Annotated in this window: 17 protein-coding genes; 16 read left to right on the forward strand and 1 reads right to left on the reverse strand. The window is 33.4% G+C overall.

Features of this window, described 5'->3' with window-relative positions:
• The first annotated feature begins 93 nt into the window (after nt 1-93).
• The 10 genes from CD150_RS05800 (at nt 94) to CD150_RS05845 (ending at nt 10,790) form a co-directional block, all read left to right on the forward strand.
• Nucleotides 94-1,059, forward strand: coding sequence for a DUF4352 domain-containing protein (locus CD150_RS05800; protein WP_073344697.1), 966 nt, complete (start codon nt 94-96; stop codon nt 1,057-1,059).
• Nucleotides 1,060-1,082: 23 nt separating this feature from the next.
• Complete coding sequence (locus CD150_RS05805) at nt 1,083-1,433, forward strand: DUF4064 domain-containing protein (protein ID WP_046206585.1); 351 nt, start codon at nt 1,083-1,085, stop codon at nt 1,431-1,433.
• A 367-nt stretch (nt 1,434-1,800) separates the two neighbouring features.
• Complete coding sequence (locus CD150_RS05810; protein WP_073344692.1) at nt 1,801-2,889, forward strand: M23 family metallopeptidase; 1,089 nt, start codon at nt 1,801-1,803, stop codon at nt 2,887-2,889.
• Between the two features lie 171 nt (nt 2,890-3,060).
• Entirely contained in the window at nt 3,061-3,819 is a 759-nt protein-coding gene (locus CD150_RS05815) for a glycerophosphoryl diester phosphodiesterase (protein ID WP_046206587.1), read from the forward strand.
• A 273-nt stretch (nt 3,820-4,092) separates the two neighbouring features.
• Nucleotides 4,093-4,521, forward strand: a complete 429-nt coding sequence (gene arr, locus CD150_RS05820) for an NAD(+)--rifampin ADP-ribosyltransferase (RefSeq protein ID WP_073344685.1) — start codon at nt 4,093-4,095, stop codon at nt 4,519-4,521.
• A gap of 180 nt (nt 4,522-4,701) precedes the next feature.
• The gene (locus tag CD150_RS05825; RefSeq protein WP_103161423.1) at nt 4,702-5,649 is read left to right on the forward strand and encodes an SLAC1 family transporter; all 948 of its coding nucleotides are present in this window, start codon (nt 4,702-4,704) and stop codon (nt 5,647-5,649) included.
• Nucleotides 5,650-5,667: 18 nt separating this feature from the next.
• Nucleotides 5,668-6,852 (forward strand): MalY/PatB family protein, encoded by a 1,185-nt coding sequence (locus tag CD150_RS05830; RefSeq protein WP_103161424.1) that lies wholly within the window; start codon nt 5,668-5,670, stop codon nt 6,850-6,852.
• 34 nt (nt 6,853-6,886) lie between these two features.
• A complete protein-coding gene (locus tag CD150_RS05835) occupies nt 6,887-7,345 on the forward strand; it encodes a MarR family winged helix-turn-helix transcriptional regulator (RefSeq protein WP_103161425.1) in 459 nt (152 codons plus the stop codon).
• A gap of 196 nt (nt 7,346-7,541) precedes the next feature.
• Nucleotides 7,542-9,185 (forward strand): alpha-keto acid decarboxylase family protein, encoded by a 1,644-nt coding sequence (locus tag CD150_RS05840; protein ID WP_103161426.1) that lies wholly within the window; start codon nt 7,542-7,544, stop codon nt 9,183-9,185.
• A gap of 117 nt (nt 9,186-9,302) precedes the next feature.
• Nucleotides 9,303-10,790: an aldehyde dehydrogenase family protein gene (locus CD150_RS05845; RefSeq protein WP_073344670.1), complete on the forward strand. Its 1,488-nt coding sequence runs from the start codon at nt 9,303-9,305 to the stop codon at nt 10,788-10,790.
• Between the two features lie 131 nt (nt 10,791-10,921).
• On the opposite strand, the gene CD150_RS05850 is transcribed toward CD150_RS05845, so the two are convergent.
• On the reverse strand, nt 10,922-12,151 hold the full coding sequence (locus tag CD150_RS05850) for an NADH-dependent flavin oxidoreductase (protein WP_073344667.1): 1,230 nt from the start codon (nt 12,149-12,151) through the stop codon (nt 10,922-10,924).
• Between the two features lie 304 nt (nt 12,152-12,455).
• Between CD150_RS05850 and CD150_RS05855 the strand changes: the two genes are divergently transcribed.
• From CD150_RS05855 to CD150_RS05880, 6 genes are all read left to right on the forward strand, one after another.
• Nucleotides 12,456-13,460, forward strand: coding sequence for an LLM class flavin-dependent oxidoreductase (locus CD150_RS05855; protein WP_046206595.1), 1,005 nt, complete (start codon nt 12,456-12,458; stop codon nt 13,458-13,460).
• Nucleotides 13,461-13,486: 26 nt separating this feature from the next.
• Nucleotides 13,487-13,819: a glycine cleavage system H family protein gene (locus CD150_RS05860; RefSeq protein WP_046206596.1), complete on the forward strand. Its 333-nt coding sequence runs from the start codon at nt 13,487-13,489 to the stop codon at nt 13,817-13,819.
• Nucleotides 13,820-13,822: 3 nt separating this feature from the next.
• Nucleotides 13,823-14,611: a protein-ADP-ribose hydrolase gene (locus CD150_RS05865; RefSeq protein ID WP_073344664.1), complete on the forward strand. Its 789-nt coding sequence runs from the start codon at nt 13,823-13,825 to the stop codon at nt 14,609-14,611.
• Complete coding sequence (locus CD150_RS05870; protein WP_073344661.1) at nt 14,604-15,488, forward strand: SIR2 family NAD-dependent protein deacylase; 885 nt, start codon at nt 14,604-14,606, stop codon at nt 15,486-15,488. Before CD150_RS05865 ends, CD150_RS05870 begins: the two co-directional genes overlap by 8 nt.
• A gap of 9 nt (nt 15,489-15,497) precedes the next feature.
• Nucleotides 15,498-16,520, forward strand: coding sequence for a lipoate--protein ligase (lplA, locus tag CD150_RS05875; protein ID WP_103161427.1), 1,023 nt, complete (start codon nt 15,498-15,500; stop codon nt 16,518-16,520).
• A gap of 318 nt (nt 16,521-16,838) precedes the next feature.
• Complete coding sequence (locus CD150_RS05880; RefSeq protein ID WP_103161428.1) at nt 16,839-17,828, forward strand: Gfo/Idh/MocA family protein; 990 nt, start codon at nt 16,839-16,841, stop codon at nt 17,826-17,828.
• Nucleotides 17,829-18,001: the final 173 nt, after the last annotated feature.

The following is an 18,001-nucleotide window of genomic DNA, read 5'->3' on the forward strand; positions in this document are numbered from 1 at the left end:
ATATGTTATAAGATTATGTAGTATGGTTTAAAATAATTTTAAAGTTGAACAAAATTCAAATTAACTGTAAATGTAAAATGAGGAAGTGGTAAAATGAAAAAACTATTGTTTTTTGCTGTTTTAATCATATGTATCTTAGCTGGTTGTAATACGGAAGGTAAGGAAACAAAATCTGACAGAAAAGAAGATAATAAGTCAAAAGCTACGAATACTATGAAGAATTTTAAAATTGGACAAGTAGTGGACGCTGATGGTGTAGATGTGAAATTAGCAAAAGTAGAATATGTAAATAATTATGATGAATATAGTGAACCTGAAAATGGCAGAGTTATAAAAGTATATTTGAAATTTAAAAATAATAATGACGATCAAGTATTAGTTGATTCGACTGATTTTAGCATGAAAGTGAACGGTGAAAATTATCAAGAATGGTATGGGGAGAGTGAAGGAGACTCAGGGTTTTCACATCAATTGAACAAAGGAAATACTGGATCAGGTATGATTACTTATGACGTTCCTGAAAATGATACATATACTTTAGAAATGGATGCTACGCCAAATTTTGAAAATATTAAAGCAAAATGGAACATAAAGAAAGAAGATATTAAAGAAGCGAGTAATCAACAAACTAGTAATTCTGTATCAGCAAGTAATGATAATGAAAGTACAAGTGAAACAGCGGATGCTGAAAAAACTGATACCGAAAAAGAAGATGATGAAAGCGATGAAATAACATATCCAGCAGAAATGTATAACACATTAGTTGATGAATATAATGAACTCACGGATGGTGAAAAAATGGACCATGTTGATCATGAGGTATTAGAGATAGAATATGATCAATTAGAAGCACGTGTTGATGAATTATACAATAAAAAGATGGAAGAAGAAGATCAAGCATTTGAAGAAGAAATGAAAAAGCAAGATGAAGCATACGAAAAGGAAATGGATGAGATAGATAAAGAATATGAAGAAGAAATGGATGAAATAGATAAAGAGTATGAAGAAGATATGAAACAAAGCGAAGAAGATGAAACTGCTGAAGATGAAGCAGCGTAGTAAAAAGAAAAGGAGTAATTTATATGAATGAGTATATTGGAAAAAAACAAACAAATAGAGTAGCAGAAATGATTTTAGGAATATTAGGAAGTATCTTTGGTATTATAGGTGGCTTATTCGCTATAATGGTCGACGGTATTGGCAAAGAATTTGGAGCAACAGATAGTGGCAGTATAACTGGATTAGGCGTAGCGGTTATAATAACTTGTATAATAACACTGGTTCTTAGTTGTATTATAAACAAAAAAAGAGTCTTAATAGGAATATTATTAATCATAGGTGGTATTTTAAATATAATTTTTATAAGCTTTTTTGGTATTTTATCAGGTATATTAATATTAGTAGCCGGTATATTAGCATTAATAAGAAAGTAATACAGTAGACAAAAAATAGTATTAAACCATCCGAGACATAGATAATGATGTCTCGGTTTTTTTGTATCAAGCTAATGTTAATTAGATAATTATTAGCCTTGTATATAAATGTACTTAAAAATGTATTTATTCGATTGTTAACTATGTAATAGAATAAGGAAAGCTTTTTAGAAAATGAAATACCATAACACGCTATTTTTTTGAAATTTTGAAGGTGCAATCGTAATACATATTAGGAATTTTCAAAAAATTTACGTTACATCACAAATAAATTACTAACAAATTAAAAAACAGTTTCTGCTATTCTTTTTATACAGTTTCTCTGATACTATTATGTATGTAAAAATTTTGGGAGGACTTATTAATTATGAAAAAAATGGTTACAGCAACAATTGCTACATTATCTTTAGGTGCAATTGGTATCGCACAAGGTGAAGCACACGCTTCAGAAAATAATCAATCTAATACACAGTACACAAGCAATCAGTCTTATAGTGATATTTTTAATTATGGATATATTGATCAAGATGATAATGGGAACTATCATCACACATTAGATGGAAATTGGGATCAATCTATGTTTGATCAACAACAATATTATTTCTATTTAATAGACGATGAGGGGAATTATCATTACTATTATTTCCCAATGAATAATCAAAGTGCTAATAACACTTCAAACAACGCTTCAAACGTAGATAATGTAAATGACTCAGATGATAATAACTACACTGATGACCAAAGTCATGAAGAAGTACAATCAGAAGGTTATGACATCAACCAACCATCAGAAAACGATGATGTTGATAATAGTGCAACAACGAACCATGGCACTGAATCTGGACAAACAGCACAAAGTAATGCTAATAATGTAAATCATACACAAAATAACGCATCAACAAATAACAATTATGAAACAAGTTACACACAAAATAATGGTACGAATAATGTGCAACAAAACACTACATCAAGTAATGATTCAACACCACAACAACAAGCTGCACCACAACAAAACACTACACAATCAGAAGTAGCATCAAACAGTAGTAATAATAGTACGCATTCATCAAATTGGTTAACTAAAAATCGTCAATTACAACCTTATGGTAGTTACCATGGCGGTGGTGCACACTATGGCGTTGACTATGCAATGGATGAAAACACACCTGTTTATTCATTAGCAGATGGTACAGTAATTCAAAGTGGTTGGAGTAACTATGGTGGTGGTAACCAAGTTACAATCCAAGAGAAAAACAGTGATAACTATCAATGGTATATGCATATGAATTCTTTAAATGTTAAATCTGGCCAAGAAGTTAAAGAAGGACAACAAATTGGTTTATCAGGAAGTACAGGAAATTCTACTGCACCTCATTTACATTTCCAACGTATGTCAGGTGGCGTGGGTAACGGATATTCTGTTGATCCAACTTCATATGTAAATTCAAAATCATAATATATGACACCTATTGGTCGCCTTTGAAGTCCTATTAAGGATACAGAAGGCGACTTTTTTGTTTGATTTTCGACTATAAAATGTTTTTTGCTGATAATAGCTTAGATAATTTGAATTATGGTTCATGACATATCATAATTACACTAAAATCACATTGAAGGGGAAGATGATATGTTTACAGTTTATGCTCATAGAGGATTATCAAGTAAAGCACCTGAAAATACAATGGCAGCATTTGAAGCAGCTGCGCATGTGCCTGGATTAAAATGGATTGAGCTTGATGTTGCAATAACAAAAGATGAACAACTCGTTATTATTCATGATGATTTTTTAGATAGAACAACAGATATGATTGGCGAAATTACACAATTGAATTATGATGAAATCAAACAAGCATCTGCTGGCAATTGGTTTAATGCTAAATATGCAGAGGAAAAACTGCCGACTTTTGATGAGGTGGTTGCATTAGCTAATAAATATAAAATGAATTTAAATATTGAATTAAAAGGTGTCACAGGGAAAGATGGTAGTGTGTTATCAGAAAGCATGATTAAACAAGTTGCTGAAAAATTAAACACATTAAATTCAAATTTAGATATTTTATTATCTAGTTTTAATATTGTTTTATTGAAATTAGCACAGCAGCTAATGCCACAATATAAGCGAGCAGTTCTTTTTAAAGCAGCAGCATTTACAGGTGATTGGAGAACACTTTTAGACTATTGTGAATCAACGATTGTCAATATTGAAGATGCAAAACTGTCTCAAGCACGCGTGCGTTCAATTAAAAATGCTGGTTACGAATTAAATGTATGGACGGTGAATAGTAAAGTGAGGGCAAATCAATTGTCCAATTGGGGCGTAGACGGCGTGTTTACAGATAAAGCTGATGAGTTAGTCCATTTAAATAGTGGGTTTAATGCTGATTAAATTAATATAAATATCATATATAAAACGGTGCTGCAAAACTTTTTGAAGTTGATTAGCTCCGTTTTTAATTTAGATGTAACAGAAGTTTCGTTTAAGCAAGCGCTATGTCGTACATTATTTTTATAATCAACAATTGTTAAAAAATAATATAAATATAAAACCTCCTTTGCTTTAATTATATGATGCGAGTGTCAGATATTATAGTCTATATTTTCCAATAGATATTGCATATAATAATTGAACAGCTTACTGATTATGAGGGGGACTTAGGCGATGAACAGTGAAACAGCACAGTTTGGACAAAACTTATATTTACATGGTACAAAAGCTAAATTAGAGATAGGTGATTTACTGCATCCATTATATAAATCGAATTATCAAGATCGAATTATGAACCATATATATTTCACAGGTACATTAGAAGCCGCAAAATGGGGAGCTGAACTTGCAGTTGCTTTATCTAAGGATAGGGCAGAAGAGCATATTTATGTTGTTGAACCATTGGGAGAATTTGAAGACGATCCGAACGTCACAGATAAAAAATTACCTGGCAATCAAACGCTTTCTTATCGCTCTACTGAACCACTAAAAATTGTCGCGGAATTAAGCGTATGGGAAAGACATTCGGATGACGATATTAACCAAATGCTCAAGGGTTTAAAGCAGTTGAGGGACAAAGGATTAGATATTATTGAAGATTAATATATCGATATGAATGTTACATTCAAATATGTGCATATATTGAATTAATGCAAAAATAAAGGCACAGAAGATTAGGCAAGATGATAAAAAGGTAACGAAATAATAATCTTATTTTACACATAAATAGTTTAAGCATAGTATAGTAATGATATAACTAAATATTGTAAAAGGATTAAAATTATGTTTTATAAATTGATTAAAGTATTACCAACGGCTATTTGTGGATTAGCATTAGGTATCGCTTCGCTTAGTAATTTACTGTTTAATATGTCTTGGTATGGTTTAGCAGTGTTATTTTTTATATTGAGTTGCATCATTTTAGTGTTATTTATTAAAAAGTGTATATTGTATCCTCATACAATATATAATGAATTGAGTGATCGTCATATCTGCGCTACCTTCCCAACGTTTCCAATGGCTTTAATGACAATCATTTACATCATAAAGCATCACTTGAATGTCAATCTTGGTTTACTATTATGGTTATGGTGGTTAACGATTATCATCCAATTTATCATTATTGCAGGTTTTATTTACTATCATCTAATATTACATAACAAAGGTACTGTTTTGCCGAATACGAGTTGGTTTGTAACATTTGTAGGGATAGGTGTAATAGCTGAAACTGCAAAAGAATTTAATCCAGTCCTAGGTGAATTCACGGTATATATAGCAACCTTTTGTTTTATAATACTAATAGCGATTATTTTAATCAAAAAAACTTGGCGCTTATATAATGAAAATCAATTTCCAATGTCAATCATTATAGCGGCTCCTGCAGCACTTTGTCTTAATGGATTTTTAATCAGTGCAAAATCGAATGACATCATTATAATGGTAAGTGGTTTTATAATATCCCAACTACTTTTTATGGTCTCATTAACGTTTATTCCTAAGTTAATGGCTATAAATTTTAAATTTTCATTTGCCGCTTTAACATTTCCGTGGGTAACAACAGCGACCGCTTATTTTAATTTTATGATTCATGTGCGTTTTCCGAGCGTATTACAAAATTTATTACAATTCATGTTGATATGTGAAATTATATTTGCGTTATTAGCTGTTGTGTATGTCATTTTGGGTTATATTGTTTTTTTGAGAAAAAGAATCAACAATAATGTGTTTTAAGGTAAAGGAGTGGTTGTAATGATTTATCATTTTAATGAAGTGGTTAATAGAAAGCAGACGCGATCAGTTAAATGGGATACGATGGAGGATGTGTATCATATTGATGATGCTTCAGATGTACTGCCAATGTGGATTGCGGATATGGATTTTAAAGCGCCACAACCAGTGATTGAAGCGTTACAGAAATGTGTCGATCACGGTGTGTTTGGCTATTCTTATTTAGATGAAGACTGCAAAAATGCGATTCAATCTTGGTTTCATAAACGTCATGATTGGCATATTGAGAAAGGTTGGATTCTTGCGCATTCAGGTGTAGTTCCTGCGATAGCATCAATTATTGAAACATTTACGACTCCAAAAGATAGTGTGTTAATCACGCCTCCGGTTTATCCACCTTTTTCCAATTTGCCTTCAGGTATGAATCGACAATTAATAACGTGTGCTTTGGTAGAAGATGAGAGAAATTACTCAATCGACTTTGAAGACTTTGAAGAAAAGTTAAAGCAAGGCGTAAAAATGTTTATCTTATGTAACCCACATAATCCAGGCGGCATTGTTTGGTCTAAAGACACTTTGGAAAAAGTGATTGAATTATGTGTGAAATATGATGTGTTAATACTATCAGATGAAATTCATGCTGATTTGGTATTTACTGATTATCAACATATCCCGCTTGATAAATTAGCATCTGAAAAAGAAGCACAAAAAATCATTACGTGCACTGCACCTACAAAAACATTTAATCTAGCAGGTATTCATGCTGCTTTGATTATTTCACCCAATAAAGATATTAGACAAGCATTAGAGTCAAATTTTGCGGCACATGGTTTAGGCGTTAACCGTATTAGTCCATTTGGTGCAGCTGCACTAGAATCTGCCTATACTCATGGGGAAGATTGGCTTGATGAACTCATAGATATTGTGTCTTCAAATATGGATTATGCTATTTCAGAAATTACTAAAGCCATCCCACAAATAAAAATTAAAAAGCCTCAAGCAACCTATTTGTTATGGATTGACTATAGAGAAACGGGTTTAACTGAAGAAGAAATGATGAGAAAGTTACTAGAACAAGGCAAAGTTGCGCTTGAACCTGGTACAAAGTATGGTGAAGAAGGCAGAGGCTTTTTAAGAATGAATGTAGCTTGTGCGCCTCAAACTGCCAAAGATGGTGTTCAACGTTTTATTAAAGTTTTGAGTTAAAGGTTCCCCAAAAATTTTAAAAGGACAGTGACTTATGGAAATAAAAAATAATGACTATGAAAATTTGCTATTTTACTTCGCATATAAAACATTTATTACGACAGCGGATGAAATCATTAAAGATTATGGTTTGAATCGTCAACACCATAGATTTTTATTTTTTATTGAAAAAGTCCCTGGCATCTCGATTAAAGATTTATTGAAAAAGTTAGAAATTTCTAAGCAAGGTAGCCATGCAACTTTAAAAAAACTAAGAGATGAAGCATTCATTGTAGAAAAACAGGCACCAGAAGATAAACGTATTAAAACGTTATATCCAACAGAAAAAGGCCGCAACTTAGTGCGTAAATTAAATAAAGCACAAAATGATATGTTTAAAGATATTCAAGGAAAAGTTGGCAATGATTGGTATGCGATTATGGAAGAATTTGCTTCATATAGAGAAGGATTCCAATCAGTAAAATATTTGAAAGATGAGAAGAATAATTTTTAAAGTATGTGTATGTCAATAGAATAGCAAAATTGTACCTACTTAATACAATCGTTTATATCAGAGGCTTGTTTTCTAGATGTTAGAAAAAGCCTCTTTGTTTGGTTATGTAAATAAGTCAATAAACTTGACCTAATTTATTTAACAAGTTATATTTAATGTGTAATGAAAACGAAACACATTAAAGGAGAAATGATGTATGCAAAAAAGAGTAGGACAATATTTAATGGATGCAATTCGCTCAGTTGGTGTTGATAAAGTATTTGGTGTACCTGGTGACTTTAATCTTACATTCTTAGACGATATTATCAATCGAGAAGATATGGAATGGATTGGTAACACAAATGAACTTAACGCAAGTTACGCAGCAGATGGTTATGCAAGAATCAAAGGCATTAGTGCAATGGTAACAACATTTGGTGTGGGAGAGCTAAGTGCGGTTAACGGTATTGCAGGTGCATATGCAGAACGTGTACCAGTCATAGCAATCACAGGCGCACCAACACGTGAAGTTGAACGTGCTGGTAAATATGTACATCATTCATTAGGTGAAGGCACATTTGATGATTATCGCAAAATGTACAAACATATCACAACAGCACAAGGATATATCACTCCAGAAAATGCACAGACTGAAATTCCTCGATTAATCAATGCAGCAATTAATGAAAAACGTCCCGTTCATATACATTTACCTATAGATGTAGCTGCTGTAGATATTGAAGTAGAAACACCATACCAATATACTGCACCAGCCAAACAAGATGTTGACAGTTATATAGAAATAATAGAAAACAAATTAAAAAATGCAAAGCAACCTTTAATTATAGCTGGACATGAAATCAATAGTTTTGCGTTGCATGATAAACTAGAACAATTTGTTAACCAAACACATATACCAGTTGCTCAATTGTCCTTAGGTAAAGGGGCTTTCAATGAAGAGAATCTATATTATATGGGTATTTATGATGGAAAGATTGCAGATGAACAAATTAAAGCTTATGTAGATCAAAGTGATGTCATTTTAAATATCGGAGCAAAACTTACAGATTCTGCTACTGCTGGATTTTCTTATGGATTTAATTTAGAAAATGTAATCATGATGAATCATCATTATTTTAAAGTTGACGAATTACGTGATGAAGAAGTAAAACTCGTAGATTTACTAGATAGTTTGTTGAATATTGATTATACAGCTGACGTGAATTATCCACGTTATCAAGTAACTAACGAAACAGTTGAATTAAGTGATGAACCATTAAAACAGTCAACATATTTCAAATTAATGCAGCAATTTATTCAGCCTCAAGACGTTATACTTGCTGAACAAGGCACGTCATTCTTTGGTGCTTATGATTTACTATTCTCTAAAGATAATACATTTATAGGACAACCATTATGGGGATCAATCGGTTATACTTTACCTGCGACTTTAGGAACACAAATTGCGGACAAACAACGTAGAAACGTGCTGTTGATTGGTGATGGTTCACTTCAACTAACTGTTCAAGCATTATCAACAATCATACGTGAGGCATTAAAACCAGTTATTTTTGTCATCAATAACGATGGATATACAGTGGAACGTAAAATTCACGGTGAAACTGCACCATACAACGATATTAAAATGTGGAACTACAAGCAGTTACCGTTCGTGTTTGGTATGAAGGAAACAGACGTTCAAATACATGATGTTACAACAAGTAATACGTTGGCAACGGCATTAGACGAAATTAATCAAAACCCTAACATAATGCATTTTGTAGAAGTTCACATGGATGTACATGATGCACCAGAAAAATTAGATGCTATAGGTAAGGCTTTTGCCCAACAAAATGGGTGATGATTGGAATTTTTTAAAAAACAGTGATATTCGTTTACAATGAAATTGAGAAGTTAGGTTAACTATTGACTTAAATAAAGTTATTATCAATAACGTCAAAGCAAAGGAGAGATTGTCATGACAGTAAATATAAAAGATTATGTTGATGAGAATTACGGATTGTTAATTGATGGTGAATTTGTAAAAAGTAATAGTGGAGAAACATTAGAAGTTGTTAACCCAGCCACAGGGGAGATACTCTCAAATATTTCCAAAGCTGACGAAACGGATATCGACAAAGCTGTATCATCAGCTCAAAGCGCCTTTGAATCATGGAGTTTAACTTCTAAAACGGAGCGTGCGGATTTATTAAGAAAAATTAGTGAAAAATTGATGGCAAATAAAGATAAGCTTGCAACAGTGGAAACGTTGAATAATGGTAAACCGATCCGTGAAACCTCAACAATTGATATACCGTACGCTGCAAGACATTTTAACTATTTTGCAAGTGTTATTGAAACACATGAAGGTTCAGTGAATGATATTGATAAAGATACTATGAGTATCGTACGGCATGAACCTATTGGCGTTGTAGGTGCTGTAGTAGCTTGGAATTTCCCAATGCTCTTAGCAGCATGGAAAATTGCACCAGCCATTGCGGCAGGGAATACAATTGTTATTCAACCATCATCTTCAACGCCGTTAAGCTTATTAGAAGCAGGTAAGATTTTTCAAGAAGTATTGCCACAAGGTGTGGTTAATATCGTAACTGGTAAAGGTTCAGAATCAGGTAATGCTATTTTTAATCATGAAGGTGTAGATAAATTATCATTTACAGGTTCAACAGATGTCGGCTATCAAGTTGCTGATGCAGGTGCAAAACGTATTGTCCCTGCTACTTTAGAACTTGGTGGTAAAAGTGCAAATATTATTCTAGATGATGCAAATTTAGACTTAGCTGTTGAAGGTATCCAACTCGGTATATTATTTAATCAAGGTGAAGTATGTAGTGCAGGCTCACGTTTATTAGTCCAAGAAGGTATATACGACGCGTTAATTTCTAGATTAAAAGAGGCATTTTCAAATATTAAGGTTGGAGATCCATTAGATGCGCACACGCAAATGGGTAGCCAAACGAGCGATGAGCAGATGAATAAAATATTGTCTTATATCGATTATGCTGAACAATCCAATGCTGAGGTACTAACTGGAGGTAAACGTATTGTCGAAAATGGATTAGATAAAGGTTACTTTATAGAACCAACACTTATTGCGGTTAGCGATAATAATAATAAGTTGGCCCAAGAAGAAATCTTCGGTCCTGTTTTAACAGTAATCAAAGTAAAAGATGATCAAGAAGCGATTAAAATTGCTAATGATTCTGACTATGGCTTAGCGGGTGGCGTATTCTCACAAGATATTACACGCGCACTGAATATTGCTAAAGCAGTCAGAACAGGAAGAATTTGGATAAATACGTATAACCAAGTGCCAGAAGGTGCACCATTTGGTGGTTATAAAAAATCAGGTATTGGTCGTGAAACGTATAAAGAAGCATTGAGTAATTATCAACAAGTTAAAAATATATTTATCGATACAAGTAATGAATTAAAAGGCTTATATTAAGTGTTTTTCTATAAATTTTGTGAAAATGATGATAAAAAGCAGCCGCGAAAATTAGAACTCTAATTTTCGCGGCTGCTTTTTTAAAACGATACATATGCTTTAAGAATCATGATTCTTATATCGTAGTAGTTTTAAGTCTCATTTTCATGATCTACTTCCTTATAATTTACTGCATCATAATTTGTTTCAAGTTTACGCAATTCATCTCGAGTTTCTTTCTTTAATCCTTCACCGTAATCCATCATTTTTACAATATCTTTAAAAGCAGCATAAGGAATTGCCAATTCATCTATATCTTCCAAGGTTATATGCAAATCAATGTCTTCTGGTCTTTGTTCTTTTAATTTGGTAACAAAGTCTGGTTCAGTTACAAATGGTGATGACATGCCCACCATATCTGCATTTTGTAGGGCGTCTAAAGCGCTATCTGGAGAATTAATCCCACCACTAGCAATGAGCGGAATGCGTCCGTTAAGATATTGATAAACGACTGCATTGACATATTCTCCGTTATATTTTCCTTCAGAACGTACTTTGTTTTGATAGATTTGACGTCCCCAACTTGCAATCGCTAAATATTGAATATTGGCAGTTTCTAGCACCCAGTCTAAGTGACGGTTAAACTCATCAACAGTGTAACCTACATTACTACCTCGTGTTTCTTCGGGCGTGGCACGGTAACCTAAAATAAATTGTGGGGGTGCTTCTTGATCAATAACATTCTGAACAGCTTTTAATATTTCTAATTCAAAGCGTGATCTATTCTCTAAATTTTGACTTCCGTATGCATCAGTCCTTAAATTTGAGAAAGTTGAGAAAAATGTTTGAATTAATAGGCGTTGTGCAGCTGAAATTTCAACACCATCAAATCCAGCTTTTATTGCGCGTGAGGTTGCATCTGCGTATTGTTGTATTACGGATTTGATTTTGTCTGTAGTCATAGATAAAACTTCATGCTTAATTGGTGAATTTAAGGTCATTGCACTTGGTCCGTAAACCTGACCAAAGTTTAAAATTGCTTGATTTGAAAAACGACCAGCATGCGTAAGTTGTAGTATTGCTTTGTTTCCGTCTTGTTTCATGGCATTGGCTAAAGTAGTTAAGCCAGGAATACAACTATCATCAGTAATGCTAAAACCATATTCAAATAATTGTCCATAAGGTTCAATATAAGCGGCGCCAGTGACTTGAAGTGGTGCTGAATGTGCACGACGTCGTGCATAGTTAATATCTGCCTCTGTGATATGTCCGTCCTGTGTAGAAGAATTAGTTGTCATTGGAGATAAAACAAAACGGTTGTTTAAGACAATACCATTTGGCAAAGTGAGTGGCTTTAATAAAGTATTGTAATTCATATTCATAATTATAACCTCTATCTTCGTTGTTATTATTAATTTTAAAGTAACACTTAAATATAAAAGGGTCAAAACTAGGAAAAGTAAAAAAATTTTTAAGCAAAATCTAACAAAAATTCTCTATATCCGTTATCCTATAAGGTGTAGACAATTTAAAGTGGACGTATGTTGAATGATGCAAAGTGTATTGTGGTACTGCGTTGCATTTATCTTAACTGAAAGTTATAAGATACTCAAATATACTCGCTTTAAGTGCAATCGTTAACAAAGCATATTGTATGATGTATGATTGGTGGAGGTGGTAGTTCACGTGGTTCAATTTAATGTGTTAGATTACGCTGTGATTGATGAAGGCAAATCTGCCGAAGAAGCTTTACAAGATACTGTTCATTTAGCACAATTAGCTGACAAACTCGGCTATAAACGATTTTGGCTAACAGAACATCATAATGTACCAGCATTTGCATGTAGTAGTCCTGAATTATTAATGATGCAAATACTGAATAAAACACAGAACATTGCTCTGGGGTCTGGTGGGGTGATGTTACCTCATTATAGCCCGTATAAAGTTGCCGAAAACTTTCGTATGTTAGCAGCACTTCATCCTGAACGTGTCGATTTAGGTATAGGCAATAATGCAGGTACTGCTCAAGTGAAAGCAGCGATGAATGAAACAAAATCACATTTTTTAGACTACGGGCAGTCTATTGAAGATGTGAGACATTATTTAACAGAGCAACAGACGCAGCAACGGCATCATCGCGTTGTAGCACAACCAAGTACGACATTTATTCCAAGTATGTGGTTGCTCAGTACCAGTGTAGCATCAGCTAAAAAGGCAGGTGCTCAAGGTATGGGGTACACATTAGGTACTTTTCTATTACCTAATGCGAAAGCAATAGATAAAGCAAAAGATAGTGTGAAAATGTATAGAGACGCATTTCAACCATCGTCATTAAATATGGTGCCATCTGTGATGATTACTGTCTTTATTGCATTGGCTGATTCAGCAGAAGAAGCGGAAACTTTAGCCCAAAGTTTAGATATATGGTTATTAGGCAAGGAACAATTTGCTGAGTTTGAGCGTATGCCCTCTCCTGAAACAGCACGATCTTATCATTGTACAGAGAAAGATGAGCGACAAATCGCTCAAAGTCGTGCACGTATCATTGTAGGTACAAAAGAAAGTGCGAAGCCACAAATCGATCGTATGATTCAAGATTTTAATGCAGATGAAGTCATGGTGGTACCTTTGATACCGAGTATTGAAGCACGTTGTCGAGCTGTTGAATTGCTTGCAGAAATATATTTATAAAATATTAATGAAGGGAAGTATTCATGATGAAAAAATTAGCGAATTATTTATGGGTAGAAAAAGTAGGAGCACAATATGTTTATAGTATGACACCAGAGTTACAAGACGATATAGGTACCGTTGGTTACGTGGAATTTATAGGGGACGATGAAGTAAAAGTAGATGATGAAATCGTAAGTATTGAAGCTTCTAAAACAGTCTTAGATGTTCAATCTCCATTAGCTGGTACAATTGTAGAACGAAATACAAAAGCAGAAGATGAACCAACAATTTTGAATTCAGAAAAACCTGAAGAGAACTGGTTAGTTAAATTAGAAAATGTTGATGAAGCAGCATTTAACGCTCTACCAGAGGCATAATATATGCAACAACAAGAACGCTTAGCTTATTTAATTGAATATTTATGGCGTGAAGCACACGGTGAAGCAACTTTAAATTTGCCAGAAGATGAAACAACGCGTTGGGAAATGTATAGAGGGCTAACAAATGTAAGAGCACCCCAACCCATTGCTGACACTTATTTAGACGTGCAAGATGCATATTTACAAGCGATGAATCGTCAACATGTTACGCATATTGATACATTGTCGCCAATGATTGGTGACGATGTATTTTTATGGCAAGGAGATATCACTCAACTCAAAGTAGATGGGATTGTGAATGCAGCAAACAGTCAATTACTAGGTTGTTTTGAAGCCAATCATAATTGTATTGATAACATCATTCATACTAAAGCCGGGGTACAGCTACGTTTGGCATGTCATGAAATCATGGAAGCACAAGGGAAAAAAGAAGGTATAGGAAAAGCTAAAATAACATCAGGATATAATTTGCCAGCCCAATATGTAATTCATACAGTAGGGCCGCAAGTTCGCAAATTGCCAGTATCTGAGATGAATAAAGATTTGTTGGCGCGCGCATATCGAAGTTGTTTAGAAATTGCAAAACAACATTCACTAAAAAGTATAGCGTTTTGCTGTATTTCTACAGGTGTGTTTGGCTTCCCACAAGCAGAAGCTGCAAAAATAGCCATTAACACCGTATTAAATTATAAAAAAGAGTATCATTTGGATGATATAAAGATAGTTTTTAATGTGTTCACTGATACCGATGCACAATTATACAAGGAGGAGCTAAAACGTTATGACTGAACCAACATGGCGTGTCATGTCAGCAAATCAAAGTTGCCAATCTGACGTATTAGCACAAGCTATAGATGAAGCGGATGCAATAGTTGTTGGCATAGGGGCAGGTATGTCTGCATCAGATGGGTTTACGTATATAGGAAAAAGATTTACTCAAAATTTTCCGGATTTCATAGAAAAATACGGATTTTTTGATATGTTACAAGCAAGTCTGCATACATTTGAGAGTTGGCAAGAATACTGGGCATTTCAAAGTAGATTTGTTGCATTGAATTATTTAGATCAACCAGTAGGTGCATCTTATGTTGCGCTAAAAGAAATACTAAAAAACAAAGCGCATCATATTATTACTACTAATGCAGATAATGCGTTTGCAGTAGCAGGATATGATTTGGACAAAGTGTTTCATATCCAAGGAGAATATATCCTATGGCAGTGTAGTCAACATTGTCATCCCCAAACCTACCGAGACGATGAGGCAATCCGTCAAATGATTCAAGCGCAATCAAATATGGAAGTACCGCGTGAACTCGTGCCACACTGCCCTAAGTGTGATGCACCTATGGAAATTAATAAGCGAAAAGCACAAGTCGGTATGGTAGAAGATGCAGATTTTGAGGCACAATTATCTCGTTACAATCAGTTTCTTGAAAATCATAAGACAGGCAAAGTCTTATATTTAGAAATTGGTATTGGCTATACTACACCGCAATTTGTGAAGCATCCTTTTCAACGTATGACAAGGCAAAATCCTGATGCATTATTTATGACATTAAATAAAAAAGCATATAGAATTCCTCAAAACATACGCGAAAGAACGATACATTTAACGGACGATATTTCGACATTAATTTTAGAAGCAAATAATAAATTAACAAAGTAGGAGAAAACTATGTATTTAATTGAACCGATTCGTAACGGTGAATATATAACAGATGGTGCAGTTAATACTGCAATGCAAGTCTATGTTAGTCAAAATATATTTTTAGATGATGATATTTTATTACCTTATTATTGTGATCCAAAAGTGGAAATAGGTCGTTTTCAAAACACAGCCGTAGAGATTAACCAAGATTATGTAGATGAACATGGTATACAAGTGATGCGTCGTGAAACAGGAGGTGGCGCAGTTTATGTGGATCGTGGTGCTGTGAATATGTGCTGTCTTTTACAGAATGATCATTCGATATATGGTGATTTTCAAAAGTTTTATGAGCCAGCAATTAAGGCGTTACATAATTTAGGTGCTACCGAAGTCATTCAAAGTGGACGTAATGATTTAGAGATTAATGGAAAGAAAATTTCTGGCGCTGCTATGACTTTAATCAATGGACGTATCTATGGAGGTTACTCACTTTTATTAGATGTTGATTACGAAGCAATGATTAAAGTTTTAAAGCCGAATCGTAAAAAAATTGAATCTAAAGGAATTAAATCTGTTAGATCGAGAGTTGGAGCTATTCGCGAACATTTAGCAAATGAATATCAAAATATTACAATACATGAGTTTAAAGACTTAATGATTAAACAATTATTGGGCTTAGACGATATCAATGACGTTAAACGTTATGAATTAAGTGAAGCGGACTGGCGTGCGATAGATGAAATGGTGACAAATAAATATAAGAATTGGGAATGGAACTATGGACGTTCCCCGCGCTATGAATATAATAGAGATGCGAAATTAGCGGCAGGTACCATTGATATTACACTAGCTGTTGAACATGGTCGTATCAAGGCATGTCGTATTTATGGTGATTTTTTTGGTCAAGGTGATATTAGAAAAGTTGAAAAGCAACTTATCGGTGTTCGAGTTGTTAAAGCAGATTTGTTTGAAGCTTTAAGTAAAATGGATATCCCTTACTATTTCGGTAAAACGTCAGCAGAAGAACTTGTTGATTTAATTTTAAGTTAATACTAAAAGGACACATTAGCTGAAAGCAATGTAGCAGTACATGACTTATATACGAGCAGTTATTTCTTGGGAAATAGCACAAAAAAAGGATTAAAGAGTTGTTAGCTAAACATATAAAATTGTCGTGAAACATTCAAATGTAATGATAGAAAAGATGATGAAATGAACAAATAAACTGTGACGTATTATGTTTTATAAGGTTGGATAGGTAAATGTCACAGCCATTAATATCGTTATAGATGATTTAATTTTATGATTCAAAAATTGTAGATATTTCATTATAGACAATAAATTTTTATAATAAAAAAGGGGAAATTTATGAATATAGGTATAGTTGGAGCCGGAAAAATTGTAAAAGAAGCATTGCCAGTGATGTCAGAGATACCAGAAATTCATATACAAAGCATAGTGACTACTGGACGTAATCCTGAGAATGTAGCTCAATTGCAAAAGCAATTTGATATTAAGCAAGTCTTTGAAGATTTTCAAGCGTTTATAGAAGATGAAAAGATAGACACTGTTTATTTGGCTGTTCCCAATCATCTTCATTTTGATTACGCACGTAAAGCTATAGCAAAAAATAAGCATGTGATTTGTGAAAAACCTTTTACATTAACCACAGAGGAGCTTATCATACTTAAAGATTTAGCAGAGCAACAAAAGGTGATTATTATTGAAGCGATTACCAATTTGTATTTAAGTAATTATGATGTACTTAAGCAAAGTATACCAGAAATTGGAAATTGCAAAATTGCTCAGTTCAACTATTCACAGTATTCCTCAAGATTTGATGATTTTAAAAATGACATTATTCAACCCGCATTTGATCCGAGTAAGGGTGGCGGTGCATTAATGGATATTAATGTTTACAATGTTCATTTAGCAGTAGGCTTATTTGGTAAACCTAATAAAGTGACATACTTTGCAAATATTGAAAAAAATATTGATACTTCTGGTATCTTACAATTAGAATATGAAGAGATGAAAGTAGTTTGTATTGGGGCTAAAGATTCTAGTTCTGATAATCAATCTTATATTCAAGGAGATAAAGCAACAATCAATATTAAAGGTCCTACAAATGAGTTGAATGCATTCGAATTAAAATATCACACTGGTGGTACACAGTATTATCAGGTGAACGCACACAAGCATCGAATGTACGAAGAATTTGTGAAAATTGAAAAAGTAATTCGGGAACAAAATATTATATTTGCAACAAGACAATTAGAGCATAGTATTCATGTACTAGATGTGTTAGAGCAAGCATTAGCGAGTGCCAATTTAAGTATTGGGCCTTCAATTAAGTAAAAGTTGAGCACAACTGAATTGATAAAATTAAAAATAATAGCTTAAAAGACAGAAATAAGTCGTCAATCCTGTAATTGATAACTATTTCTGTCTTTTTTTATAAATAAAAGTTCAGAATTTACATTGTTTAAAATATTAAAATGATATAATATGTGTAGTGTAATACTTATTTG

The organism is Staphylococcus ureilyticus (genome assembly GCF_002902235.1).
GTDB classification, from domain to species: Bacteria; Bacillota; Bacilli; order Staphylococcales; family Staphylococcaceae; genus Staphylococcus; species Staphylococcus ureilyticus.